The organism is uncultured Brevundimonas sp. (assembly GCF_963975535.1).
GTDB lineage: Bacteria > Pseudomonadota > Alphaproteobacteria > Caulobacterales > Caulobacteraceae > Brevundimonas.
In genome coordinates this window covers 169,997-191,946 of sequence record NZ_CAXBHE010000007.1, presented here as the reverse complement: position 1 = coordinate 191,946, position 21,950 = coordinate 169,997, and the positions used below count along the sequence as shown (strand labels likewise).

The window sequence follows — 21,950 nt, the reverse complement described above, 5'->3', positions numbered from 1 at the left end:
TCGCCGCCTCCCCCGTCCCGACGGGGCCCGATTGATGGATGCGTAGCTCAGCGGGAGAGCACCTCGTTCACACCGAGGGGGTCACAGGTTCAATCCCTGTCGCATCCACCATTTTTTCCATTTAAAAACAGAAACTTACAAAACCCTACCTCTCCGTCCACGGAAGGTTTTTCGTGAATATCTGCGTTTGTGGGGCAGTAGTGGGGCAGTCGATGCGTAAGATCCTTGCGCGAGACGTGACAACACACCCTGAAATGCGTTGATGCGGGCCAGTTCCGGGCCTGATTCGACCTCACCGCCGCGCCGGCTTTTTGCAGGGCGTTTCATCGGGCAAGGCCTGACCTGCCCGGATCCATCGCGATCGCTCATTTTAAGGAAAGCCGATGGCATCCATTCCGGACCACCCCAACGACGCTGGAACCTGGGCGCGTCTGGAAGGCCGCGAGGGGTTCGCCCTGTGGCGCCGCGAGCGCCGGGAACTGGCTCCCGTGACGATGTACTATGTCGTCGCACCGCCGCGTCAGAGCGAAATCCTCTACGACGAAGCCAGGGCGCGGGCGCGCTTCAACGAACTCGCCGGGGTCTCAGACGCTGATGTCGTCACCCCGTAGAGGTCGTCACGCCGTAGAGGTCGTCACCTCGTAGAGAACGCTCCCCCCTTGGGCTCCGCGCGCCAGGCTGGTCATTCAGCGCCGCCCCAGTTGTCGCCTGGAATCGAGCGCGAGGTCTCTGACCTGACCACCACCACGGTCGCACCCTGGGCGACGACGCCCGCGGCGAGGGATCGCCTCAACTCTGTCGGGGCGGTGATCACCGATGAGGCGCGGGCGGTGCCGCGGTCACTGATCGGGTGGCGGCCTGCCTCGCCTTGGAAGGCCGCTCCGGGTCAGGGTTCGCGCCGGTAGTGCATGGCCACCGCCCCGCAACGAAGCGGCTCGGCCGAGATCAGTTCGAGCCGTCGCGTGCCCGGCAGTCCGCCCTGGTAGAGGGTCGGCCCGTGGCCGGCGATCCTTGGGTGAACGAGGAATCTGTACTCGTCGATCAGATCCAGCCGGTCCAGCTCGGTTGCCAGCTGGCCGCTCCCGAGAAGCACACCGGCCGGCGTCGCGTCCTTGAGCCTCCGCACGCCCGCACGCAGATCACCGACGACGGGGTAGCTGTTGGTCCACGGGAAGTCTGTTCGCGTCGACGACACCACGTATTTCGGCTTGGCCTCCAGCTTGACCGCCCACTCTCGCATCGCCGGCGGTGCTTCCATGTCGCCGCGAGCCACGGCCGGCCAGTAGCTCTCCATCATCTCATAGGTGACGCGACCCCACAGCATCGCCCCGCTCTCGTCCATCAGCCGGGTGAAGAAGGCATGGGTCTCGTCATCGACGACCCCCTCCTGGTGGTCGACGCAGCCGTCCAGGGTGACGTTGATGCTGAAGGTCAGAAGGCCCATGCGCCAAGTCTAGGCCATCCAGTGGAGAACACGGAAGCCACCTGCCCAGGTTATTGTTCAACTTCCGCCAAAGGTCGAAAGCCGCCAACGATCTGCGTGCGTGAAGCGGACGCCAAGCATCGAGCCAATTGCCCGCAGCTACTTTGCTCAACCTGTGACGGGGCCATGTCTGTGGCGAGTGATAGGCATGGCCAACGCCTTCTGCTCTATTCGCCACATGAAACCCGCAGCCATATTCGTCGCCCTGGCGTTGTTCGCCGCCGCCTGCACGGCGACCGGCTCGGGCAACAGCCCCAATTCCGGTCCGGTCATCAAGCTGGCCAGCTGGAATATGGAGCATCTCGCGGAGCGGAATAACTCCGGATGCCGCCCTCGCACCGACGGCGACTATGCGGCGATGCGGGCCTATGTGGACGACCTCGGCGCCGACATCATCGCCTTTCAGGAGGTCGAGACGAAAGCCGCCGCTGAGCGGGTGTTCAACCCTGCTATCTATACCGTCGTGATCGAGGACCGGATCGGCACGGATCGCGGCGGAGCGTGTCGGGGACGCGACGGGCTGACGATCAATGCCCAGCGCACCGGGTTCGCGGTCCGCAACGGTCTGGCATTCGAACGTCAACCCGACGTCACCAACATCCAGGTGGGCAATCCCGACCTTCGCTCAGGTGTCGATCTCATGGTTCGCCCCCGGGGCGGTGCGCCGATCCGGGTGCTTTCGGTGCATCTGAAGTCAGGGTGTTCGTCCGGAGACCGGAACGACGCCTGTCCGGTCCTGTTCGAACAGGTTCCGGCCATGGAACGCTGGATCGATGACAGAGCCGTGGAGGGGGCGCGTTTCGCCGTCCTGGGGGATTTCAACCGGCGCATGGGCATGGCCAATGACGCCGTCTGGGCCGAGTGGGACGATTCATCTCCGCCGAACTCGGACCTCGCCCTGGCGTCGGGCGACCAGTCCGCAAGATGCAATCCCCGCTACCGGGACTTTATCGACTTCATCGTCCTCGACCGGCGGGCAACCGCCAACCTGAGAAACTTTGAGGAACGGACGTTCGGCGGCCAGGCTCTGAGCGATCATTGCGCGATATCGGCCACCCTGAGCCTCCGGTGATGGTCGATCCGGGTCCCTTGCGGCGAGGCTGGTCCCGGTTGCGAACGACGTGGTCCCGCAATGATGGAAAGCCCCGCGAGGAATGGGCTTCTGGACCCGACCTCAAGGAAACGGTGTTGATCGGCGCGCTGCTGGTCGTCGTGGTCCTGACCGGGCTGGCGACCTGCAGCGTCATGGGGTCGATCTAGACGCGTCGCGAGCGTCCGGCAGAGGATCGGTCCATGCCATTCGCACGGTTGGTATCCCCGTTTTCCGTTGGGCCGGATTCTCGCAGAAAGCATTGGCGCGCGCCAGGATCGTGATGACGGCGCCCGCTGTGTCCTCCGAGCGGGCCGCGCTCACAGGCGGGCGGAATGGGGGCGACTTCCGAAAATGGAAGATCGGTTCCGCCATGGGAGCGCAGACCGGTGAGCATGTGTGAATCCGTCTGAAGGTGATCTCGCAAGGAGCCGGCCGGATTGAAAATGTCCGTAGCACTCTCCTGACCAGCCCCTATGTCCGTCAGGCTCTCCTAGTGAGCCGGAAATGGACATGCCATGCGGACAAGCCGGCCCGCGTGGTCGGCGCGGGCCGATCGGTCCGGGCGTCGGCATTCTGCGCTTCCGCGAGGGCTTCCACGACCATGTATGAATGGCTCCGTCCCACTGCGGGCCGAGAGCCCTTTCAGCTGCTTACGCTCAACCCGCCGTAAGCGCCTCCAGAACCGGGCACTCCGGCACTTCCCCGCCCGAGCATTTGGCGGCGGCGTTCGCAAGGATCCGTTCCATCCGCCGAAGATCGGCGATCTTGGCGCGCACATCCTTCAGGTGCACCTCGGTCTTGTCCTTGACCTCGGCGCAGGTCTGCGTCCCGCTGTCTGTCAGGGCCAGCAGCGAGCGCGTCTCCTCCATCGAGAAGCCAATGTCTCGCGCGCGCAGGATGAACCGTAACCGCTGCGTCAGATCCGGTGAATAGACCCGGTAGCCGTTGGCTGCTCGCGGCGGCGGGGGCAGCAATCCGACCGTCTCGTAATAGCGGATGGTTTCGAGGTTGCACCCGGTCAGCTTCGCCAATTGAGCTCGCATCAAACCCGTCTGAAGCACCATGAAAAAAGCCCTTGTGTCTGTAGCAACTACAGGGATTACGCTGAATTCAGTCAGAGTGAAATGGAGAGGCCAGTTCGATGTTTTCAGCGCCGGAACCCGAGCCGCCGGCATCCACGCCCGACGAGGGCGCGAAGCAGGGCCGATGGATCGCGGGCGGAGCGCTGATTGGCGCCGTGCTGGCGTCGGCCTGCTGTGTCGTTCCCCTGATGCTGGTCATGCTTGGCATTTCAGGCGCGTGGATCGCCAACCTGACGGCGCTGGAGCCTTACAAGCCCTACGTCTCCGCCGTCACCCTGGCCCTGCTCGGCTTCGGATTCTGGCATGTCTATTTCAAGCCGAAACCGCCCTGCGAGGACGGGACATACTGCGCCCGCCCGCAATCGGCGCGGACCACGAAACTGGCCCTCTGGCTGGGGCTGGTCGTCGTGATCATCACGCTCACCCTCAACTGGTGGGCTCCCTATTTCTACTGAGAGGAAAGACCCATGAAAAAGACGTTCCTGATCGGCCTGGCCGTTGTGACCGTGGCCGGCGTTGGTGCCGCCGTCGCGTTTGATGGTCCGGCACAAAACCGTCCGGCGGCGACCGCCGCTGCGCAGCAGCAGACGACCTTCGCCATTGATCACATGACCTGCGCCACCTGCCCGATCACGGTGCGCAAGGCGATGGAAGGCGTACCGGGCGTCAGCGCGGTGCAGGTGGACTTCGCCGCAAAGACGGCCCGCGCCACCTATGATCCGGCGCGCGTCACGGCCGCGCAGATCGCGGCCGCCTCGACCAATGCCGGCTATCCCGCCCGCGTCGTACAAAACTAGGCCCTGCCGGCAGCAAGACGACCTTCACCGGCGTCACGTCTCCCGCCCTCCAGAGGAGCGGCGGAATCTTGCCGCCAACGCGCGGTATCGCGCGCAGCCCGACCTCGGGCTGCAGCCGGGGAAGGCTGCGCGCCGTCAGGTTCAAAACGGAAGAAAACGGCATCATGGCTGACGAGACCGACAAGACGAACGAGAGCGGCAGGGCCGACAGCCTGCTGTTGCGGATGGGGGTGATCGGCACCGTCATTGTGGCGCTGTGCTGCTTTACCCCGGTGCTGGTGGTGCTGCTGGGCGTCGTCGGGCTTTCCGCCCTGACGGGTTGGCTCAATGTTGTGCTGCTGCCCGCTCTGGGCGTGTTCGCCGGGTTGACGGTCTATGCCGTCTGGCGGCGTCAGCGGCGGATGAAGACCACCTGATCGACAGCCCACCGGGTCGCGCCGGTCATCCCGGGATGCAGGCCCCCGAAATGGAGAAGACCGACATGACCGATGCATATGACTACGACCTGATCGTGATCGGGGCCGGGACCGGCGGCAACGGCGTGGCCCGGATGACGGCGGCGGCAGGGTGGAAGGTCGCCAGCATCGACAGCCTGCCCTATGGCGGCACCTGTGCACTGCGGGGCTGTGATCCCAAGAAGATGCTGATCGCCGTCACCGAAGGCGTGGACTGGGCCCACAACATGGCCGGCAAGGGCCTGGAGGCACGGCCCTCGGTCAACTGGCCCGAGATGATGGCGTTCAAGCGCACCTTCACCGACACCATGCCGCCGCGCATCGAGGCGGGCTTCCGCAAGGCCGGGATCACCGCGCTGCATGGCGAAGCGCGGTTCACCGGGCGCGATACGATCACGCTGAACGGCGAGACCCTGCGCGCGAAGCATTTCCACATCGCCACCGGCGCACGCCCGATGACGCTGGACATTCCCGGCGAGGACCTGCTGACGACCAGTACGGAATTTCTGGAGTTGCCCGCGAGGCCGGACAGGATCGCCTTTGTCGGCGGCGGCTTCATCGCCATGGAGTTCGCCCACATCACCCAACGCGCCGGGGCCAGCGCCGTCACGGTTCTGGAAATGGCCGGGCGGCCGCTCGGACCGTTCGACGCCGATCTGGTGGCGATGCTGGTGGAGGCCTCGGTCGATCTGGGCATCGACGTGCAGACCGAGGCGAAAGTCCTGAAGGTCGAGAAGCAGGGCGACGAATTCGCCGTGTCCTATGAAACGCCGTCCGGTATCCAGGTGCTGACCTGCGATCTGGTGGTTCATGCGACCGGTCGCGTGCCCAATATCGACCCTCTGAACCTGTCCGCCGCCGGGGTCGAAGCCGGGAAACGCGGCATCAAGGTCGACGCCGCCATGCGCACCACCAATCCCGCCATCTTCGCCGCCGGGGATTGCGCCGACAGCGGGCTGAACCTGACCCCGGTCTCGGCCTATGAAGGGCGGATCGCGGGCAAGAATCTTCTGGCCGGGAAGGACGCACGGCTCGTGTCCTATCCGCCGGTGCCCAGCGTGGTCTTCACCCTGCCGCCGGTCGCGACCGTGGGGCTGTCCGAAGACGCGGCGACGGAGAAGGGCCTGAAGTTCGACACCCGATTCGAGAAAACCTCCGGCTGGTATTCGTCGATGCGGGTCGGGGCGAGCCGGAGCGGTTTCAAGGTGCTGGTCGAACAGGAAACCGGCCTGATCCTCGGCGCACATCTGATCGGGCCCGGCGCCGAGGAACAGATCAATCTGTTCGCCATGGCGATGGGCGCGGGCCTTACCGCCAACCAGATCAAGGCGATGATCTTTGCCTACCCGAGCTACGCCTCGGACATCGGATCGATGGTCTGACGCCGCTCACGCGCGCGTCGGCTGAACCCATGACACCACTGGCCCGCCCAACAGAACGGACTGCACGATGAACATGCCCGTAAAGGACCTCGACTGCTGTTCGGGTACCGCGGAAGACTCCGGTCGTGGGGGTTTCGACGTCGCCGTCATCGGCGCGGGATCGGCGGGATTCTCCGCTGCGATCACCGCAGCCGATCTGGGAGCCCGGGTGGCGCTGGTCGGCCATGGGACGATCGGCGGCACCTGCGTCAATGTCGGCTGCGTTCCGTCCAAGACGCTGATCCGCGCCGCCGAAGCGGTCCATGCCGGCCAGGCTTCCCGTCGCTTTCCCGGCCTGGGCGGTACCCTCCAACTGGCGGACTGGGCCGCGCTTGCCGCCTCGAAGGATGAGCTGGTCGCGGGTCTGCGGCAGAAGAAATATGTCGACCTGCTGCCGGCCTATCCCGGCGTGACCTATGTCGAAGGCCGGGCGCGCTTTGTCGACGGCGGGCTGGTCGTCGATGATGCACCGATGCCGGTCGGCAAGATCATTCTGGCGATGGGCGCGCGCGCCGCCGTTCCGGCAATTCCGGGCTTGGACGACGTGCCCTGGCTCACCAGCACGTCGGCCCTGGCGCTTGAACGTTTGCCCCGGTCGCTGCTGGTGATCGGCGGGGGCGTGATCGGGGTTGAGCTGGGGCAGATGTTCGCCCGGCTCGGCGTCGCCGTCACGATCTGCTGCCGCAGCCGGCTGCTGCCCGAAATGGATCCGGAGTTCAGCGCCGCCCTGCAGACCTGTCTGGAGGCGGAGGGAATCCAGGTGTGTGCCGGGGTCGGCTACCAGCGGATTGCGCAAGCAGACCATGGGATCGAGCTCACCTGCGATCGTCCGGCCGGTAAGGGCGCGGGGCCCGAGCGGGATGCGGCGGTCCAGATCATCGTCGCAGAGCAGGTGCTGATCGCGACGGGCCGCCAGCCGAACAGTGACAGCATGGGGCTGGAGGCGCGGGGCGTCAAACTGGCCCGCAACGGCGGCATTGTCATCGACGATTATCTCGAGACCACGGCCCCCGGCATCTATGCGGCGGGGGACGTCACCGGGCGCGACCAGTTCGTCTATATGGCGGCCTATGGCGCGAAGCTGGCGGCGCGCAATGCCGTCGGCGGCAATGAACATCGCTATGACAACAGCACCATGCCGGCGGTGGTGTTCAGCGACCCGCAGGTCGCCAGCGTCGGTTTGACCGAAACGGCGGCAAAAGCCTTGGGGCTGGATATCAAGACGTCCCTGCTCCCGCTCGATCAGGTGCCCCGGGCGCTGGCGGCGCGCGATACACGCGGGCTGATCAAACTGGTCGCGGACAAGACGACGGACCGACTCATCGGCGGGCAGATCATGGCTCCCGAAGGCGCGGACGCGATCCAGACGATGGTGCTGGCGATCAAACACGGCATGACGGCGGCCGAGCTGGGTGCGACGATCTTCCCCTATCTGACCACGGTCGAAGGCCTGAAACTCGCGGCCCAGACCTTCGATCTGGATGTCTCGAAGCTCTCCTGCTGCGCGGGGTAAAGCCAGCTGATGGCCGCCGGCCGAGTCAGTGGCACGCTCAGCGGCACAGACCGCCGGGGACCCTCGGCCCTGCTCGCCCTCGCCTAGACGCAGCCCTTAAACCCCGAAAACTTTCATAATTGCGCGCCTAAGTCCCATTTTCTTGCTAAACAGGGACGGAGGAGCCGCTTAATGCCCAGATCCCCCGTGCAAGACTTTCCGGAAATCTTCGTCTCCACCAGTGAGACGGCGACCGCGGTGTCGCGCGCGGTCAGCCAGGGCGAGCTCCGGCAGATCGGGTCCAAGCTGTATACCCGCAATCTCGTGGACCCGCCCGAGCAAATTGTCGGGCGGCATCTATGGACGCTTGTCGGCGCCTATATCCCCGGCGCGCTGATCGCCGACCGAACCGCGATCGAGAACAAGCCGGCGGCCGACGGCTCGGTCTTCGTCGTTTCCGATCGCAAGCGCGACATCGAACTGCCGGGCGTGACGATCCGGACCCGCCGAGGGGCGCCCCCTCAGCCCACCGACCTTCCGTTCGTCGGCAATCTCTTCCTCTCCTCGACCGCGAGGGCCTATCTCGACAACATGGCCCCGTCCCGCCGGCGCGGTGGCGACGTCCCGCGCACCCTGACGCGCAGTGAGATCGAAACCCATCTCGACACCCTCATTCGTCGCGGTGGCGATGAAGCGGCCAACAGGCTCAGGGACGAGGCGCGCCGGATCGCGCCCATGATCGGGCGCGAAGTGGAGTGCGAAACCCTGGAAAGACTGATTGGAGCCCTTCTCGGCACGCGCGATGAGCCTCTGGTCACGGACGGGGCCCAGGCGCGTCGTTCCGGCTCTCCCTTCGACCCTGAACGGCTCGCGCGTTTCGAACTTCTCCATCGGGAACTGAGAGCAACCGCGCCCGTCATCCGCCCCGCCGCCGAACGTCCAGCGGAAGGACGGTCAAGCCTGTCCTTTTTCGAGGCCTATTTTTCCAACTTCATCGAAGGCACGGAATTCGAGGTCAGCGAAGCCGCCGACATCGTGTTTCGCAACGTCATCCCCCGTGACCGTCCTTCCGACGCACATGACATCCTCGGTACCTGGAGGCTGGTTTCGGATCCCGTCGAAATGGCCAGGACACCGCGCGACGCTCCTGAGTTCTTCGATATTCTCAAACGTCGGCATGCCGCGCTCATGGCGGGCCGTCCGGACAAGAACCCGGGGGCCTTCAAGCAGGAGGCCAATCGGGCGGGACAGACCACATTCGTGGACCCCGCTCACGTCGAAGGCACACTGACGCGCGGGCTTGAACTCTATCACAGTCTGGAAACACCCTTCGCCCGGGCCGTCTACATGATGTTCCTGGTGTCGGAGGTTCACCCCTTCACGGACGGCAACGGCCGGATCGGCCGGATCATGATGAACGCCGAACTCGTCGCCGCCGACGAAGAGCGCATCATCATTCCGACCATCTTCCGCAGCAACTATCTGACGGGACTGAAGGTGCTTTCAAACAGCGACAATCCCAACACCCTGATCCGCAGCCTGGATTTCGCGCAGAAATGGGTGGCGGCAGTTCCCTGGACCGAAATCAGCGCCACGCAGGACGTCCTGGACAGCTGCAACGCCTTCATGGACCCGGCCGAGGCCGACGAACGCGGCATAAGACTACGCCTTCCCCAGACCTTCTAGACGGGGATTGTCGACCTACCCGGCCTGGCTCCGCGCCATCGCACCTGGCCATGCGACGCTAGAAACCGAAATCAATCTGATCGGCGCAGGCCGGTCGCTTCCGCCGTCGGGGCACCGCCGCCGGTGCGGCCTGCCCTGCAGGCTCCGGCGAGACCGCGCCCGCCGCCACGACCGCCGGCTTCTCGGGCTTGCGTCGCGGCGAACGCGGGGTCTGGATCAGCTTCGGCTCCCGCGGCCGGGCCAGTGGCTTGGGATGCGGCAGGCCCCGGACCGTCCGGGTCGCCTTCCATGCGGTCAGCTCGCTTTCCCACCAGCCTACCCGGTTAGGGGAGATGCGCACGGGTTCAGGAAAATCCCCGACCTGTTGCAGTCGCCATGCGGTCGACCGGCTGAGGCCGGTGACGTCCCGGACCCGATCCCACGGCAACAGCCGGTCCTCCGGCCCGCCCGTCTCGATCGGTCCGCCTTCTGGTTCGAACGTCATGACGGGCCTCCGATCATTCTGTCAGCAGCGGCTTCAAAGACGGTGCAAAGCGCCCGGGCGTCGATCGCGGCATCAACGCAATCGCGCGTCGCCCATTGCCGGACCACCGCCTTGACCGCGAAACTGGCGGCAGGGTCCGCCAACAGTGCCGCGACCGTCGGAGCTTCTGCGGCATCCCTGGTCAAACGGTCAGCCACGGCGTCGCCCCCTTGCCGCGGGCGGCGCGGCGGTGCGGATGTCCGAAATCTGCGACCGGGCCCAGTCCCGCAACAGGTCTTGCGGATAGAAGGGCCTGGACCGGATGTGGCGGCAGGGCGGGCCGTCCCCACCCGTGGACCACAGCCGCGCCAGGGTGGCCGGCTTCAGACGAATCCCGAACGAGCCCAGGAAGGCGGAAGCCTCCGCCCGCGTCAGCAGCGGCTCGTCGATCGCCGGAGCGATCTCCACCGCCTCCTCCGTCTCCCCCATCATCGCCCGGCTCCGCGGGGACGGCATTGCCGGGCATTGACGACGCCCTGACCGGCCGTCAGCGCCAGGTAACAGTCAACGACAGTCGCCACATACGATCGGGTCTCGGCTATGTCCGGAACCCGGCCCAGCCTGGCCACGCGCGCCGGGCCGGCGTTGTACGCCGCCAGCGCCAGCCTCAGATCGCCGAAGCGCAGGATCTGCCGCGCCAGATAATCGGCCCCTCCCCTGAGGTTCTCGACGGGGTCGAACCGGTCGACCACGCCCAGCTCCCGGGCCGTGTCCGGCATCAGCTGGGTCAGGCCGCCCGCCCCGACGGGGGAGCGCGCATCCACCCTGTAGCCGCTTTCCGTGATGACCAGGGCGTGAAGCAGCTTGGGGTCCAGTCCGTGCGCCAGGGCGGCGGCCTCTATGGCGTCGCGAAAGGGCTGGTCCAGAACCGCCAGCCGGGGAATTTCCAGACTGTCCAGGGCGTCCGTGACGGCCGGCTCGACCGCCGGCGTCCCGAACAGACTTCCTCCGGCCCGGGCCCAGTCCACCTGCTGGGCCGAAGCGGAGGCCGGCACGGCCATCACCAGGGCGGCCGTCGCGATCCAGATCCTTCTCACCATGTCAGTATCTCCCGATAGACGCCGGTCACGCGGGAGCGAGCGACCGGACCAAAATAGCGGCTGTCGAAGCTCGACGGCGTGTCGCCGAGCAGGAACAGTTCTTCCTCGCCGAGCCGGCGGCAGCCGCGCCAGACCGGCAGGGCGACCCCGCGCCGGTCCCGGTCCTGGACGACCAGTGTGCGTCCAGGCGTGACCATCTGGTCGTCCCGCCGGCAAACGGTGTCGCCGCCGACCGCGGCCACCCGTTTGATCAGCAACAGGTCGTCGGGCATGCCGAGCCGCCCCAGATAGGCGCGGACGGCTGACGGTTGCGGGACGGCGACGACTGTATCGCGCGCGGGCGCGGCTCCCGGCAGGCGGACGTAGACGCCACGCGGCAGGCTGGCGCTTTCATTGATCAGCACCGGCGCCGGTGCGTGATCCGCGACCAGAGCCAGGCCGGCCAGGGCGACCAGGGCCAGCCCCGGCGCGATCCATCGCTTGCCGTGGGTCCGGGAGGCGGTCATGGCCGATAGGGCTCCAGGATCAGGTCCCGGGTGATCATGACCCGGACGGGCACCCCGGCCCGGAGCCGGATCGAAGGCCGGACCTCCAGTTCGCGGTCCACCAGCCGCCCGCCGACCTGGGCCCCCTCGATCGCCGCCGCGTCCCCGGCGTTGCCCAGCAGGCCACCGGATCCACCGCCGTCGTCATCCCGGGCGATCTGGCCCAGGGTGGTGATGGCGCCGGCGAACAGCGTCCCCACGAACAGGGGCCACAGCCGGCGATCCACCTGGCCGCGGACGCCGACCGCACCCTGCGCGTCCACCCCCGGCTCACCGGTCAGGATCAAACTCTTGCCATTGGGCAGGATCAGCCGTTCCCAGGTCAGGAAGGCGCGGCGGTCGCCATAGGCGCTGCGTCCCTCCGACGACCCGATCAGCCGCGTGCCCTGCGGCAACAACAGATGGCGACCGCTCACGGAGTCATAGACGTTCTGGGTGACGGTCGCGATCACGGGGCCCGCGCGCGCGGTGTCCACGGCCGTCAGAAGCGCCGCGGGCACAATGGCCCCGGCCTTGAGCTCGAACGGCGACAGCGGCGCCACCAGCGCATGGCCATTGTACATCGCCTCTTGGTCCGGACTGACAACGGGCGCTCGATCCGCGCCGGACGCCTGCGGCCCTGCCCTTGATCCCGTGGGGGATCCAGCATCCGCAAAGAACAGGCCGGAGCGGGCCGCCTGTTCCCGCGGGCTCGGTCCGCGATCGCGTGCGGCCGCCGCCGGACGATAGGCGGGCTGATAGGATCCCGCGGTCCCCACAGTCGGTCCGTTCGCCTCGGCGGGTTCAGCCTGCCTGTTGGCAATGCGCGGTTCAGGCAGGCGATCATAACTGGCCGGCTGGTCGGTGACCGCCTCGGTGGGCCGGACGACGCCGCGCGTCTGCTCCTCGCGGGCCTCGGCCTGCCGCGCCCGGGCGCTGTCGCGCAGCTCCGGCTGGACCACGAAGGCCCAGGCCAGCGAGCCCGAGACCAGCACGGCGCCGCCGATGACCAGAACCTGGACCACGGATTTACGCAGGCGCACGGCATGAGGCGGTGCCGCCCGGGCGGTCAGGCCCGGCGCGGGCTCCTTGGGCGGCAGAGACCCCGGGGCGGACTGAAGGGGATCGACGTCGGTCATGAACGGGCTCCTGCGAGACGACGGATACGGACGACCTGAGGCCGCCGGTCGCCCAGGCGCAGTTCGGCCCGGTCGAACACCCGGTCGACGACGTACAGCCCGCCGACCTGCCGGTAGTTGACCATCTGGGCCTCCCCGTCCGGGGCGATGACGAACAGGACCGGCGCCTCATCGACCTGAAGGTCCGCGTCGAAGGTGATGAAGGTCCGCCGGCCGTCGTTGAACACCGAGGTCGGGGTCCAGCGCGGTCGCCGGCCCCGGGACTCGATCCGGTAGCGGGCGTCGAGCTCACCCCGGGGCATCACCACGGGCTCGCGGACAGGCGCAGCCACACCGGCATCCACCGGCGCGCCGACGGCCAGGATCGAGTCCGCGTCCCAGGCCACGGCGGCGTTGAAGGCGTCGACCCCGCCGCTTTTCAGATCAATGAGATACATCCGCCTGTTCGTCGTCAGGACGAGGTTGGTCTCCAACCCCCGCTCCAGCGGTTTGAGCAGCACATGGGTCCGCTGGCCCGCGCCTTCACCGGACACCGCCTCGCCGATCTGCCAGCGCACGGTGTCGCCCGCCGCCTTGGCCACCAGGGTCTCGCCCGGGGCCAGGGTCAGGGTGGTCACCCGAAGCGGGGCGGTCCAGACCTCGAACACCCGGCCCGGCGACCAGGTGAAGACCTGGACACCGCCGACGAAGGCGTCTTCCCGGGACAGCGCGCGCGCCGTCGCATTGGCCGCGGCGATGGCCCGCCGCCCGGTTGCCCCGGTCGGCGCGTCGCCGGTCGCTGCATTTCCAGTTGGTGCATCTCCGGTCCGCGGCGACGCCTCATAGGGCTGTTCCGTCGGCGAGAGCGCATGCGGATCCTCGACGCCCGCGGCGACCGGTTCGGCGCCGTCGGTCGATATCGACGTCGGCTTCGACGTCGATATGTCTACTGGGACAGTGGCGGCCGTCCCGTCCGCCCAGGGCACGGCGGGCGCCGGATCGTGGCGGAACATCGCGCAGCCTGACAGCGACAGGCCCAGGGCGGTCAGGATCAGGAGGCGTCGGGGGTCCATGATACATCCTCGATTTTCAGTCCAAGGGGGTTCTTCATCAGCTCGGCCTCCGTGCGGGGCGGCTGGACAGTCGTGGTGATCAGGGCCCGCCAGCGCTCGGTCCCCGCCGACTGGCCGTTGACGAAGCGGGTCTCGCGCCATTGCAGGTCGAAGGTGCGATCCGTGCGGCGCACCACGTTCAGGATCTCGACATTGACCGCCTCGCGCCCGACCTCGGCGAACGGGTCGTGGGCCTGGGCCCAGGCGTTCAGGAAGGCCGCCGCCTTCGGCGTCATCAGGTCATAGGCCCGCAACCAGTTCTGGCGGATGACGATGGGATCGATCGACTTGGAACGGACATCGCGGACCCAGCCCGCGAGAGCATGACCGATCTGGGCCTCATTGGGCTCATAGCGTCCGCCGATGGCCGTGATGCGCTGGGTCTCGCCCCAGTCGGAGACCTCGACCACGAAGGGCTTGACCACGGCCCGGTCCGCCTGGACCCACCAGCCGGCGCCGAGAAATCCGGCCAGCACCAGATTGGCCAGGGCGATGCGGCGCCAGTTGCGGGCATGGGCCAGGGACAGGCCCATGCGGTCGTCCCAGACCTGGCCGGCCCGCTGGTACGGGGTCTGCTCCGGCGCGGAGGCCAGGGCCCGTCTGGGCCGGAAGAAGGGATGCATCTCAGGACTCCTCGGTCTTCAGATTGGGCGACAGCACGCCGCTGGTTTCGCCGGACGGCAGCAGGCCGCGGCCGGCATTGGCGACGAAGAAGGCCTGCAGGGCCGCGGATCGTCCCGGCGGGTTGCCCGCGGCGGCGGCCGGTCGTGACGCGGCGCGGTGGAAGTCGGCTCTCGCGGTCCGGGCCTCGGCCGCGATCGTCCCGCCCGGCCGGCCGGGCGCGTCCTTCGAGGACTGCGGCGCGCCGGACGCGGATGCCTCCCCGGTCGCTTCGCCGGCCGCGCCGCCGGTCGGTTCTGCCCGCGACCGCCAGGCCGCGGCGGGCTCGTTGACCCCGCTCGCGCTGGACGCCGGAGGCGAGCTCATGGCTCCACCCGTGGGGCGGCGTGGTCCGGACGGTGGCGGATTGTCGTTCGAGGGCCGCGGCGTCGGTGAGGGCCCCGCCGGGTTCGGCGGGTTCGGCGGCCGGCCCGCGCCCGCCCCCGCCGCCGCGCGCGCCGGCCCGGCCAGACGGGCCGCGCCTCCTGCCGCCATGGCGCCGGCGCCGGCGATCCCCGCGCCGGCCAGGGCTCCCGCGCCGCCCACGGCCAGGGCGCCGGTCAAGGCCGCACCCGCGCCCAGGGCCGGGCCGCCCGTCACCAGGGCCGACGCCAGGCTGGGGATGAACAGGGCCAGCATGGCCAGCAGGATGGCCGCGACCAGGATGGTCAGGGCTTCGTAGATGTCGGGATTGGCCGAGGGCTGGAGCTGGTCGAAGATCGCCCGCGCGCCCGAGACCACGATGGCCAGGGCCAGAACCTTCAGTCCGGACGAGACGACATAGCCGAGCGGCCGCTCGGCCAGGAAGGCGGACTTGTTCCAGATTCCGAACGGCAGGAGCACGAAGCCGCCCAGGGTGACGATCTTGAACTCCAGCAGGGAGACGATGATCTGCAGGGCCAGCACGGCGAAGGCCAGCATGATGCCGATCATGGCCAGGCCCAGGATCAGGGCGTCGGCCATGTTGCCGACGATATCCAGGGGATTGTCGACGGGCGCGGGCGTCTCGCCGAGCGCCTTCACGATCTCCCAGCCCTGGGCCAGGATGGCCCCGGGATTGAGGAATTCCTCGCGGCTCAGCGAGCCGCCGCCGGCCGTCAGTCCCAGCTCCAGAAAGCCGGCGTAGACGGTCTCGGACAGCTGCTGCCAGTCATTGATCAGCCAGGCGAAGGCGCCGATCAGCAACACCTTGCCGAAGCCGGAGGCCAGGACCTCCCGGTTCGGGGACAGGGCCCACTGAATGCCGGTCAGGGCGACGACGAGGACGATCAGCAGGCCGAACACCCCGTTGACCGACCCCTGCAGGGCGTCGAACCCGGCCGAGATGGTGTTGGAGAACACCACCATCAGCTCATTGGGCGTCTCTACTCCGACCGTCATCGCCAGACGCCCTCAGTCGCCGGCGTGGGACAGGGGGTCGAAACGCGGTGCCGTCGGCGTCCCGGCCTGGCGGCCCCAGCGCTGGTGACGGGCGGCGTCGCCAGAGGCCCGGTCCGCCGCGTCCCGCGCCGTGGCCTCGGCCAGAAGGCGGGACTGGGCCAGCATGATGGTGCGCAGCGCCGCCAGGTCCTCGGCCAGGACCGCAAGAAGCTGGTTGGACGATTGCACCGCCGCCGTCTGGCCGCTCGCCGCCTGGCTGGCCGACAGGGCCCCGGCGAGGCGTTGCGACCGCCCCTGCCCCATCCGCTCCAGTTCCGCGGCCGTGCGGGCCACATCCTCGGCCGTGCGGCGGGCGTTGGCGGTTCTGGCCCGGCCCTGCTCCAGCAGGTCCAGCATGTCGGAACCCGACAGATCCTCGGGATAGAGGTTGCGGAACTGCTGCTCCAGGCCGCTGACCGAGCCGGCGATGCCGCGCGCCGTGCGCGCCAGCTCGGCCATGTCCTGGAGCGACTGGCTCGACTGCGCGAGGTGACTGTAGGGCGAGGCGGCCAGGCTGCGCGCCTCATTGGCCAGGCTCTCGAGCTGACGCGCCGCCTGCAGCGCGTTCTCGATGTGATTGCGCGGGTCGAACACGACCTGCTGGGCCGGGGCCGGCGACGCGGCCAGCAGACTGACCGCCGCAAGCCCGGTTCCCAGGATCGAGGCGAGCCTATTCGGCCGCGAGCGGGCCGGCGAAGGCGTCGAGAACGGAATCCACATTTTGCACTCCCTTGGCTTTGAGGAATTCACGGGCGAAGGTGCCCGGTCGGCGGTCGTCAGGTCCGGATCGCTCCAGAATGGCGTCCATCAGGGTCTGGTCTTCGGGCGCGCTCGAGCCGCACAGGGCGAGCGCCACGCCGGTCAGTCGCAGGTCGAACAGTCGTCGCCCGCGCGGCTGGCGCCAGTAGTAGGCCCGCTTGGGGGTGGCGAAGGCGATCAGCTCCAGCTGTCGCCGGTTCAGGCCGAAACCGCGGTAGAGCTCGGCGGAGGCCGGCTCCAGCGCGCGGGGATTGGGCAGAAACACCTGGGTCGGGCAGCTCTCGATCAGGCTGGCGGCGATCGGCGAGGCCGCCACGTCGTCGAGACTCTGGGTGGCGAAGACCACGCAGACCCGCTTCTTGCGCAGGGTCTTGAGCCATTCCCGGATCCGGGCGGCGAAGGCGGTCTCGCCGAGGAACAGCCAGGCCTCGTCCAGCACCAACAGGGTCGGCCGGCCGTCGAAACCCTGTTCGAGATGGTGAAACAGGGCCGAGAGCACCGGCGCCACCGCCGACGGCGTCCCCATCAAACTCTCCAGTTCGAAGGTGTCGAACCGGGTCGGCGTCAGGGCTTCCCCCTCCCCGTCCAGCAGCGCGCCATGGGGCCCCTTCAGGGTCAGCGGCTCCAGGGCGGCGGCGACCGCCTTGTCCTGGACCAGGGCGCAGAACACCGTCAGCGTCCGCTGCGACACCGGCGCCTCGGACAAGGCCGACAAGGCCAGCCAGATCTCCTCCCGCACCCTCGGCGCCGGCTCCAGCCCCGCCAGGCGCACGGTCTCGGCGATCCATTCCGACGCCCAGGCCCGCTCATCCTCCCGATCGATTGCGGCCAGGGGCTGGAGCGAGACCCGGGCGCCCGGCTCCAGCGCCTGCCATCGCCCTCCGGCCGCGAGCGTCGCGGCCCGCGCCGACCGGCCCTTGTCGAAGAATACGACCCGGCCCCGCGGATAGCGGAACCACTGCAGGGCCAGGAAGGACAGCAGGGCGCTCTTGCCCGATCCGGTCGGCCCCACGACCATGGCGTGGCCGACGTCGCCGACGTGCAGCACCAGACGGAACGGGGTCGCGCCGGTCGTGCGCGCGGTCGCCAGCGGCGGCCCCTGCAGGTTGGCGTCCTCGGCCGGCCCGGCCCAGACGGCGGAAACCGGCAGCAGATCGGCCAGGTTCAGGGTCGAGACCAGAGGCCGGCGCACATCCGCATAGGGTTCGCCGGGCAGAGAACCCAGCCAGGCCTCCACCGCGTTGAGATCCTCGATCCGGGCCACCAGCCCCTGGGCGTTGAGCGCCGCCTCGATCGCCCTGGCCTTGGCCGCGGCCCCCGCCTCGCTGGCGTCCAGCACGGTGACGGTCACGGTCAGGTAGCCGAAGGCGCAGCTCTCCGCTCCCAGGGCGGCCAGGGCCCCGTCGCATTCCTCGGTCTTGGAGGCCGCGTCCGTATCGAGGAGCGGCACCTCCTCCCTGGTGATGGCCTCGCGCAGCAGGACGCCGACGCCCTTGCGCTTGGCGAACCAGCGTTTCCTCAGCTTGACGATCTCCCGCTCGGCCTCGGGCTTGTCCAGGCCGATCCAGCGCGCCGTCCAGCGGTATTCGAACGGCAGGGCCCCGAGCGCGTCGAGCAGCCCGGGCCGGGTCATCGACGGCAGGCCCCGCACCGAGACCACCTTGAGCCAGCGGTCGCCCAGCCGGGGCGCGACCCCGCCGGTCAGGCCGGCATCGGCCAGCCAGGCGTCGAGGAACATCGGCGTCTCGGGCGGCCGCACCGCGAAGGACGTCGGCGACACGCTGTCGTGCAGCCAGGTCAGAAGGTCCGCGTCGCCGAGCCGTTCGATCTCTGGCAGGGCGTCGGACAACAGGTCGAGCGTCGTATCGGCCTCGCGCCCGAAGGTCGCCAGCGACAGCCGCCAGTCGTGGCCGCCCCGGGCCAGGCCGTCGAACAGCCAGCGCTCCATGCGACGGGTCTCGTCGGCCGGCGGCAGCCAGGTCAGGGCCAGGCGAAAATCCGTCTCGAACGCCAGATCAGCGTCCTCGAAACGGATCCGGCGCTCGGAATCCAGCAGCCAGGCGACATCGAGTTCAAAGGCGCTCTCCGGATAGGCCGTGGCCGGACGGCGGCGCGCCTCCATATGCAGGCACCAGCCGGACCCGAGCCGTTTCAGGGCGTTGTTGAGCCGGGCGCGCACCGCCATCAGCTCGCCCTCGGTCGAGGATTCCAGATCGGGCCCCCGAAACCGGAACCCGGCCGTGAAGGCGCCGTCCTTGTTCAGGACCACGCCGGGCGCGACCAGGGCGGCCCAGGGCAGATGATCGGCCAGGGCGGCCGGACGTCTGCGATGTTCGTCGAGGAACCGCATCGCGCCCTCACCCGTCCAGATGGCCGGGCAGCGCCAGATGACGACGCAGCACATCGAAGAAGCGCCGGTCTGACCGGGCGGCCCACAGGCCGATCGCATGGGCGACCGCCCACCAGAGCAGGCCCAGCCACCAGATGCGCAGCGCCAGGCCCAGCACCAGGGCGATCGTGCCCATGGCGATGGCGTAGCCGCGCGGCATGCCAGCCATCAGCACCGGCTCGGCCAGGGCCTGGGCCACCGGCAGTTCCCACCCGTCCGGCCGCGGGTCCATCACCCGATCTCCACGCCGCCGGCGAAGCCGAAGAAGTCCAGGAAGAAGGTCGAGGCGGCGAAGGCGATCGACAGGCCGAACATGATGCCCAGACCCCGGCGCATCGACGAGCCGTTCTCGCTCATGGCGATGCCGGCCCCGAAGACGACCACGGCCACGACCGCGGCGGCCTGGACCACCGGTCCGGTAATCGACTGCACCACCTGCTGCAGCGGCCCTTCCCAGGGCATGCCCGAACCTCCGGCCAGGGCCGGTCCGGCCAGCATCAGGCCGCACGTCATCGCTGCGCCGAACAGGCGGCGCCCCAGTCTCCGTTGCATGATCTGCTTCCTTTGTTTCAGCGCAGGTCACTGCGCAGCGACTCATTGCAAGCAAAGAATCCCGCGCACTGTCAATCGTTTTGTATAAGTAATTTCAATGACTTGCTGACGACTTGTTGACGACTTGCATCAACTCTGGAAACGACTTGGCCTACGTCGGTCCCGAGGACCTGTTCCCAACTCGTCGGATGAGTTGCGACGACTGGCGGTCGGTCTGCTCGCGACGGAGCGCCCCTGGTCGCGCGCGGCATATGCAGCCGCAGGCGGCTGACGGCGATGCCCGCCTTGCGCCAGCATGACTGAACTTGCGCCTTCGCCCGTCTCCCCGGACCCGGCCAGGGCTCCGAGGGTGGCGGTTTGGCAATACGAGAGTTTGATCACTCCGGGTGCTCAAACAGGGAGCCTGAAAACTCCACTATTTGACATTCCTTCATTTTGATCACTATAAGTGCTCAAATGTCAGGTAAGCTAAACAAGCTGGAGCGGCTGTTGCCGGAGGGTCTGGTGGTGGACTCCGCCTGGCTCAACGAGCACGGCTACTACAATTCGCTCCGCGCCAAATACGTCGCCGCCGGCTGGCTCGAGCAACCCGCCCGCCGCGTCTATCGCCGCCCGCGCGGCACGCTTGACTGGCAACTTGTCGTCCTGTCGCTGCAAACGCTGCTCGACCACCGACTTGTCGTCGGCGGCCGCACCGCGCTCGAACTCCAGGGGTTCGGCCACTATTTGAACCGCGAGGTCCGGGAGGTTCATCTGTACGGCCTGACCCGGCCGCCGACCTGGCTGAACGACCTCAAGCTCGGCGTCGCCTTCCTTTATCACAACCCGGCCAGGCTATTTGGCCACGCCGCCTGGTTCGGGCTCCGGGGTCAGGAGCCTTCCGGGCCGGCGGATCCCTCTGCCTGGGGCCAGGCAGGCGTGGCCGACATGCCCATAGGCCACTGGAAATGGCCGATGCTTGTCTCGACGCCCGAACGGGCCCTGCTCGAACTGCTCGACGAACTCCCCGACCGCGAGACGTTCGATCAGGTCGACGCCCTGGTGGAGGGCTTGGCCAATCTCAGCCCGCGTCGCCTGCAACTACTCCTCGACGACTGCCGGAGCATCAAGGTCAAACGGCTGTTCTTCTTCTTTGCCGATCGTCACGGTCACGCGTGGCTGAAGCGGCTTGACCGGCGCTCGGTTAACCTCGGCAGCGGCAACCGCATGCTCGCCAAGGGCGGGCGGCTCGATCCGACCTACCGCATCACCGTACCGGAGGACTTCAATGCCGTTCGGTGATCTCTACGAGCGCCAGGTCCGGCTGTTGATCCGCACTCTGCCATTCGTGCTGGCCGAGACCGAATTCGCCCTGAAGGGCGGCACGGCCATCAATCTGTTCGTCCGCAATCTCCCGCGTCTTTCGGTCGATATCGATCTGACCTATCTGCCCGTCGCCGAACGGGCCGCGTCCCTGGCTGCGATCGACGCCGGCCTGAGGCGGATCGCGGCCGCCATGGCCGAACGACTGCCCCGCGTCGCGGTGACGCCTGGCCAGGCGCGGCCCGAGGGCACGATCGACAAACTTCTCGTCGCCGCGGACGGAGTCCAGATCAAGATCGAGGTCACGCCCGTATTGCGCGGCACGGTGTTCGCCCCGGAACTGCGGGGCGTCACGCCGGCGGTGGAAGACCGGTTCGGCTTCGCCGAAGCCCGGATGGTCTCTCTCCCCGACCTCTATGCCGGAAAGATCGCCGCCGCCCTGGACCGCCAGCACCCGCGCGACCTGTTCGACGTGCGCGACCTTCTGGCCAATGAAGGCGTGGACGATCAACTGCGGCAGGCCTTCATCGCCTATCTGATCAGCCACCCTCGCCCGATGGCCGAAGTGCTGCGTCCGCGCCGCAAGGATATCGCCGGGGAGTTTCGCCGAGGCTTCGTCGGCATGACGCTGGAGCCGGTCAGCCTCGACGAACTGATCACCGCGCGCGAAGCCCTCATCACGATCATCGTCGATGATATGCCGACCGCGCATCGCGACTTCCTGATCGGCTTCAAATGCGGCGAGCCGGATTGGTCGCTCGTAGGCCTGCCGGGCATCGCCGACCTGCCGGCGGTACGCTGGAAGCAACGGAATCTGGACCAGCTCGCGCCCGGCCGACGCGACCACCTGGTGGAAGGGCTGCGCGCCGTCTGGCCGTCGTAAAGCGGCGCCGCAACCGGAACGACCACGCCCGGACATCGCCCTCCTGACTGGACTGACCGGACCGGCGCGTGGCCGCGCCGCCGGCCGCGCCCGCATCACCAGGCCGCGGCACCGAAGCGCGTCTCCAGGCGTCGCGATGTCAGGGATCCACCCGCAAGCA

The 21,950-nt window shown here is 68.1% G+C and carries 25 protein-coding genes and 1 tRNA gene; 12 read left to right on the top strand and 14 right to left on the bottom strand.

The window, feature by feature from the left end; all coding sequences use genetic code 11:
• Positions 1 to 36 precede the first annotated feature (36 nt).
• Together AACZ75_RS11660 and AACZ75_RS11655 are read left to right on the top strand one after the other, a co-directional pair.
• Positions 37 to 111 (top strand) — tRNA-Val (locus tag AACZ75_RS11660).
• A 272-nt stretch (positions 112 to 383) separates the two neighbouring features.
• Positions 384 to 611: a hypothetical protein gene (locus AACZ75_RS11655; RefSeq protein WP_339873024.1), complete on the top strand. Its 228-nt coding sequence runs from the start codon at positions 384 to 386 to the stop codon at positions 609 to 611.
• Positions 612 to 886: 275 nt separating this feature from the next.
• On the opposite strand, the gene AACZ75_RS11650 is transcribed toward AACZ75_RS11655, so the two are convergent.
• Positions 887 to 1,444 carry a dihydrofolate reductase family protein gene (locus AACZ75_RS11650; protein WP_339873023.1) on the bottom strand — a complete coding sequence of 186 codons (558 nt, stop codon included), beginning with the start codon at positions 1,442 to 1,444 and terminating at the stop codon, positions 887 to 889.
• A 187-nt stretch (positions 1,445 to 1,631) separates the two neighbouring features.
• Here AACZ75_RS11650 and AACZ75_RS11645 point away from each other — a divergent pair, with 187 nt between their 5' ends.
• Entirely contained in the window at positions 1,632 to 2,555 is a 924-nt protein-coding gene (locus AACZ75_RS11645) for an endonuclease/exonuclease/phosphatase family protein (protein ID WP_339873022.1), read from the top strand.
• On the top strand, positions 2,555 to 2,743 hold the full coding sequence (locus AACZ75_RS11640) for a hypothetical protein (RefSeq protein ID WP_339873021.1): 189 nt from the start codon (positions 2,555 to 2,557) through the stop codon (positions 2,741 to 2,743). Before AACZ75_RS11645 ends, AACZ75_RS11640 begins: the two co-directional genes overlap by 1 nt.
• A 489-nt stretch (positions 2,744 to 3,232) precedes the next feature.
• Here AACZ75_RS11640 and AACZ75_RS11635 read toward each other — a convergent pair whose 3' ends face one another.
• Complete coding sequence (locus AACZ75_RS11635; RefSeq protein WP_339873020.1) at positions 3,233 to 3,640, bottom strand: helix-turn-helix domain-containing protein; 408 nt, start codon at positions 3,638 to 3,640, stop codon at positions 3,233 to 3,235.
• Positions 3,641 to 3,717: 77 nt separating this feature from the next.
• On the opposite strand from AACZ75_RS11635, the gene AACZ75_RS11630 reads away from it, so the two are divergent.
• From AACZ75_RS11630 to AACZ75_RS11605, 6 genes are all read left to right on the top strand, one after another.
• The gene (locus AACZ75_RS11630; protein ID WP_339873019.1) at positions 3,718 to 4,113 is read left to right on the top strand and encodes a mercuric transporter MerT family protein; all 396 of its coding nucleotides are present in this window, start codon (positions 3,718 to 3,720) and stop codon (positions 4,111 to 4,113) included.
• A gap of 12 nt (positions 4,114 to 4,125) precedes the next feature.
• On the top strand, positions 4,126 to 4,455 hold the full coding sequence (locus tag AACZ75_RS11625) for a heavy metal-associated domain-containing protein (protein ID WP_339873018.1): 330 nt from the start codon (positions 4,126 to 4,128) through the stop codon (positions 4,453 to 4,455).
• A 164-nt stretch (positions 4,456 to 4,619) separates the two neighbouring features.
• Entirely contained in the window at positions 4,620 to 4,871 is a 252-nt protein-coding gene (merF, locus tag AACZ75_RS11620) for a mercury resistance system transport protein MerF (protein WP_339873017.1), read from the top strand.
• A 65-nt stretch (positions 4,872 to 4,936) separates the two neighbouring features.
• Positions 4,937 to 6,292, top strand: coding sequence for an NAD(P)/FAD-dependent oxidoreductase (locus AACZ75_RS11615; RefSeq protein WP_339873016.1), 1,356 nt, complete (start codon positions 4,937 to 4,939; stop codon positions 6,290 to 6,292).
• 67 nt (positions 6,293 to 6,359) lie between these two features.
• Positions 6,360 to 7,844, top strand: a complete 1,485-nt coding sequence (gene merA, locus AACZ75_RS11610; protein ID WP_339873015.1) for a mercury(II) reductase — start codon at positions 6,360 to 6,362, stop codon at positions 7,842 to 7,844.
• A gap of 171 nt (positions 7,845 to 8,015) precedes the next feature.
• Complete coding sequence (locus tag AACZ75_RS11605; protein ID WP_339873014.1) at positions 8,016 to 9,509, top strand: Fic family protein; 1,494 nt, start codon at positions 8,016 to 8,018, stop codon at positions 9,507 to 9,509.
• A 58-nt stretch (positions 9,510 to 9,567) separates the two neighbouring features.
• Here the strand turns inward: AACZ75_RS11605 and AACZ75_RS11600 are convergent, their stop codons facing one another.
• The 12 genes from AACZ75_RS11600 to AACZ75_RS11545 all read right to left on the bottom strand — a co-directional run bounded on the left by AACZ75_RS11600 (position 9,568) and on the right by AACZ75_RS11545 (position 19,605).
• Complete coding sequence (locus tag AACZ75_RS11600; RefSeq protein ID WP_339873013.1) at positions 9,568 to 9,993, bottom strand: AlpA family phage regulatory protein; 426 nt, start codon at positions 9,991 to 9,993, stop codon at positions 9,568 to 9,570.
• Between the two features lie 189 nt (positions 9,994 to 10,182).
• A complete protein-coding gene (locus tag AACZ75_RS11595; RefSeq protein WP_339873012.1) occupies positions 10,183 to 10,464 on the bottom strand; it encodes a hypothetical protein in 282 nt (93 codons plus the stop codon).
• On the bottom strand, positions 10,461 to 11,072 hold the full coding sequence (locus AACZ75_RS11590) for a lytic transglycosylase domain-containing protein (RefSeq protein ID WP_339873011.1): 612 nt from the start codon (positions 11,070 to 11,072) through the stop codon (positions 10,461 to 10,463). Before AACZ75_RS11590 ends, AACZ75_RS11595 begins: the two co-directional genes overlap by 4 nt.
• Complete coding sequence (locus tag AACZ75_RS11585; RefSeq protein WP_339873010.1) at positions 11,066 to 11,578, bottom strand: S26 family signal peptidase; 513 nt, start codon at positions 11,576 to 11,578, stop codon at positions 11,066 to 11,068. The genes AACZ75_RS11590 and AACZ75_RS11585 overlap by 7 nt, the downstream gene beginning before the upstream one ends.
• Positions 11,575 to 12,735 carry a TrbI/VirB10 family protein gene (locus tag AACZ75_RS11580; protein ID WP_339873009.1) on the bottom strand — a complete coding sequence of 387 codons (1,161 nt, stop codon included), beginning with the start codon at positions 12,733 to 12,735 and terminating at the stop codon, positions 11,575 to 11,577. Before AACZ75_RS11580 ends, AACZ75_RS11585 begins: the two co-directional genes overlap by 4 nt.
• Positions 12,732 to 13,787 (bottom strand): TrbG/VirB9 family P-type conjugative transfer protein, encoded by a 1,056-nt coding sequence (locus AACZ75_RS11575; protein ID WP_339873008.1) that lies wholly within the window; start codon positions 13,785 to 13,787, stop codon positions 12,732 to 12,734. Before AACZ75_RS11575 ends, AACZ75_RS11580 begins: the two co-directional genes overlap by 4 nt.
• Entirely contained in the window at positions 13,766 to 14,449 is a 684-nt protein-coding gene (trbF, locus tag AACZ75_RS11570) for a conjugal transfer protein TrbF (RefSeq protein ID WP_298748064.1), read from the bottom strand. Before trbF ends, AACZ75_RS11575 begins: the two co-directional genes overlap by 22 nt.
• Before the next feature lies 1 nt (position 14,450).
• Positions 14,451 to 15,866: a P-type conjugative transfer protein TrbL gene (gene trbL / locus AACZ75_RS11565; RefSeq protein WP_339873007.1), complete on the bottom strand. Its 1,416-nt coding sequence runs from the start codon at positions 15,864 to 15,866 to the stop codon at positions 14,451 to 14,453.
• 12 nt (positions 15,867 to 15,878) lie between these two features.
• Entirely contained in the window at positions 15,879 to 16,625 is a 747-nt protein-coding gene (locus tag AACZ75_RS11560) for a conjugal transfer protein TrbJ (protein ID WP_339873006.1), read from the bottom strand.
• Positions 16,576 to 19,068, bottom strand: a complete 2,493-nt coding sequence (gene trbE, locus AACZ75_RS11555; protein ID WP_339873005.1) for a conjugal transfer protein TrbE — start codon at positions 19,066 to 19,068, stop codon at positions 16,576 to 16,578. The genes AACZ75_RS11560 and trbE overlap by 50 nt, the downstream gene beginning before the upstream one ends.
• Positions 19,022 to 19,285 carry a VirB3 family type IV secretion system protein gene (locus tag AACZ75_RS11550; RefSeq protein WP_292098465.1) on the bottom strand — a complete coding sequence of 88 codons (264 nt, stop codon included), beginning with the start codon at positions 19,283 to 19,285 and terminating at the stop codon, positions 19,022 to 19,024. The genes trbE and AACZ75_RS11550 overlap by 47 nt, the downstream gene beginning before the upstream one ends.
• Positions 19,285 to 19,605 carry a TrbC/VirB2 family protein gene (locus AACZ75_RS11545; RefSeq protein ID WP_292098464.1) on the bottom strand — a complete coding sequence of 107 codons (321 nt, stop codon included), beginning with the start codon at positions 19,603 to 19,605 and terminating at the stop codon, positions 19,285 to 19,287. The genes AACZ75_RS11550 and AACZ75_RS11545 overlap by 1 nt, the downstream gene beginning before the upstream one ends.
• A gap of 456 nt (positions 19,606 to 20,061) precedes the next feature.
• On the opposite strand from AACZ75_RS11545, the gene AACZ75_RS11540 reads away from it, so the two are divergent.
• Together AACZ75_RS11540 and AACZ75_RS11535 are read left to right on the top strand one after the other, a co-directional pair.
• Positions 20,062 to 20,886, top strand: a complete 825-nt coding sequence (locus tag AACZ75_RS11540; RefSeq protein ID WP_339873004.1) for a type IV toxin-antitoxin system AbiEi family antitoxin domain-containing protein — start codon at positions 20,062 to 20,064, stop codon at positions 20,884 to 20,886.
• On the top strand, positions 20,873 to 21,790 hold the full coding sequence (locus AACZ75_RS11535; RefSeq protein ID WP_339873003.1) for a nucleotidyl transferase AbiEii/AbiGii toxin family protein: 918 nt from the start codon (positions 20,873 to 20,875) through the stop codon (positions 21,788 to 21,790). Before AACZ75_RS11540 ends, AACZ75_RS11535 begins: the two co-directional genes overlap by 14 nt.
• The last annotated feature ends 160 nt before the right edge of the window (positions 21,791 to 21,950 follow it).

What these genes read in the sequence shown, in the direction of transcription:
- AACZ75_RS11655 (WP_339873024.1), top strand. Translation starts at nt 384, where the DNA reads ATGGCATCCATTCCGGACCACCCCAACGACGCTGGAACCTGGGCGCGT.
- AACZ75_RS11650 (WP_339873023.1), bottom strand. Translation starts at nt 1,444, where the DNA reads ATGGGCCTTCTGACCTTCAGCATCAACGTCACCCTGGACGGCTGCGTC.
- AACZ75_RS11645 (WP_339873022.1), top strand. Translation starts at nt 1,632, where the DNA reads ATGGCCAACGCCTTCTGCTCTATTCGCCACATGAAACCCGCAGCCATA.
- AACZ75_RS11640 (WP_339873021.1), top strand. Translation starts at nt 2,555, where the DNA reads ATGGTCGATCCGGGTCCCTTGCGGCGAGGCTGGTCCCGGTTGCGAACG.
- AACZ75_RS11635 (WP_339873020.1), bottom strand. Translation starts at nt 3,640, where the DNA reads ATGGTGCTTCAGACGGGTTTGATGCGAGCTCAATTGGCGAAGCTGACC.
- AACZ75_RS11630 (WP_339873019.1), top strand. Translation starts at nt 3,718, where the DNA reads ATGTTTTCAGCGCCGGAACCCGAGCCGCCGGCATCCACGCCCGACGAG.
- AACZ75_RS11625 (WP_339873018.1), top strand. Translation starts at nt 4,126, where the DNA reads ATGAAAAAGACGTTCCTGATCGGCCTGGCCGTTGTGACCGTGGCCGGC.
- merF (WP_339873017.1), top strand. Translation starts at nt 4,620, where the DNA reads ATGGCTGACGAGACCGACAAGACGAACGAGAGCGGCAGGGCCGACAGC.
- AACZ75_RS11615 (WP_339873016.1), top strand. Translation starts at nt 4,937, where the DNA reads ATGACCGATGCATATGACTACGACCTGATCGTGATCGGGGCCGGGACC.
- merA (WP_339873015.1), top strand. Translation starts at nt 6,360, where the DNA reads ATGAACATGCCCGTAAAGGACCTCGACTGCTGTTCGGGTACCGCGGAA.
- AACZ75_RS11605 (WP_339873014.1), top strand. Translation starts at nt 8,016, where the DNA reads ATGCCCAGATCCCCCGTGCAAGACTTTCCGGAAATCTTCGTCTCCACC.
- AACZ75_RS11600 (WP_339873013.1), bottom strand. Translation starts at nt 9,993, where the DNA reads ATGACGTTCGAACCAGAAGGCGGACCGATCGAGACGGGCGGGCCGGAG.
- AACZ75_RS11595 (WP_339873012.1), bottom strand. Translation starts at nt 10,464, where the DNA reads ATGATGGGGGAGACGGAGGAGGCGGTGGAGATCGCTCCGGCGATCGAC.
- AACZ75_RS11590 (WP_339873011.1), bottom strand. Translation starts at nt 11,072, where the DNA reads ATGGTGAGAAGGATCTGGATCGCGACGGCCGCCCTGGTGATGGCCGTG.
- AACZ75_RS11585 (WP_339873010.1), bottom strand. Translation starts at nt 11,578, where the DNA reads ATGACCGCCTCCCGGACCCACGGCAAGCGATGGATCGCGCCGGGGCTG.
- AACZ75_RS11580 (WP_339873009.1), bottom strand. Translation starts at nt 12,735, where the DNA reads ATGACCGACGTCGATCCCCTTCAGTCCGCCCCGGGGTCTCTGCCGCCC.
- AACZ75_RS11575 (WP_339873008.1), bottom strand. Translation starts at nt 13,787, where the DNA reads ATGGACCCCCGACGCCTCCTGATCCTGACCGCCCTGGGCCTGTCGCTG.
- trbF (WP_298748064.1), bottom strand. Translation starts at nt 14,449, where the DNA reads ATGCATCCCTTCTTCCGGCCCAGACGGGCCCTGGCCTCCGCGCCGGAG.
- trbL (WP_339873007.1), bottom strand. Translation starts at nt 15,866, where the DNA reads ATGACGGTCGGAGTAGAGACGCCCAATGAGCTGATGGTGGTGTTCTCC.
- AACZ75_RS11560 (WP_339873006.1), bottom strand. Translation starts at nt 16,625, where the DNA reads ATGTGGATTCCGTTCTCGACGCCTTCGCCGGCCCGCTCGCGGCCGAAT.
- trbE (WP_339873005.1), bottom strand. Translation starts at nt 19,068, where the DNA reads ATGTGCTGCGTCGTCATCTGGCGCTGCCCGGCCATCTGGACGGGTGAG.
- AACZ75_RS11550 (WP_292098465.1), bottom strand. Translation starts at nt 19,285, where the DNA reads ATGGACCCGCGGCCGGACGGGTGGGAACTGCCGGTGGCCCAGGCCCTG.
- AACZ75_RS11545 (WP_292098464.1), bottom strand. Translation starts at nt 19,605, where the DNA reads ATGCAACGGAGACTGGGGCGCCGCCTGTTCGGCGCAGCGATGACGTGC.
- AACZ75_RS11540 (WP_339873004.1), top strand. Translation starts at nt 20,062, where the DNA reads ATGTCAGGTAAGCTAAACAAGCTGGAGCGGCTGTTGCCGGAGGGTCTG.
- AACZ75_RS11535 (WP_339873003.1), top strand. Translation starts at nt 20,873, where the DNA reads ATGCCGTTCGGTGATCTCTACGAGCGCCAGGTCCGGCTGTTGATCCGC.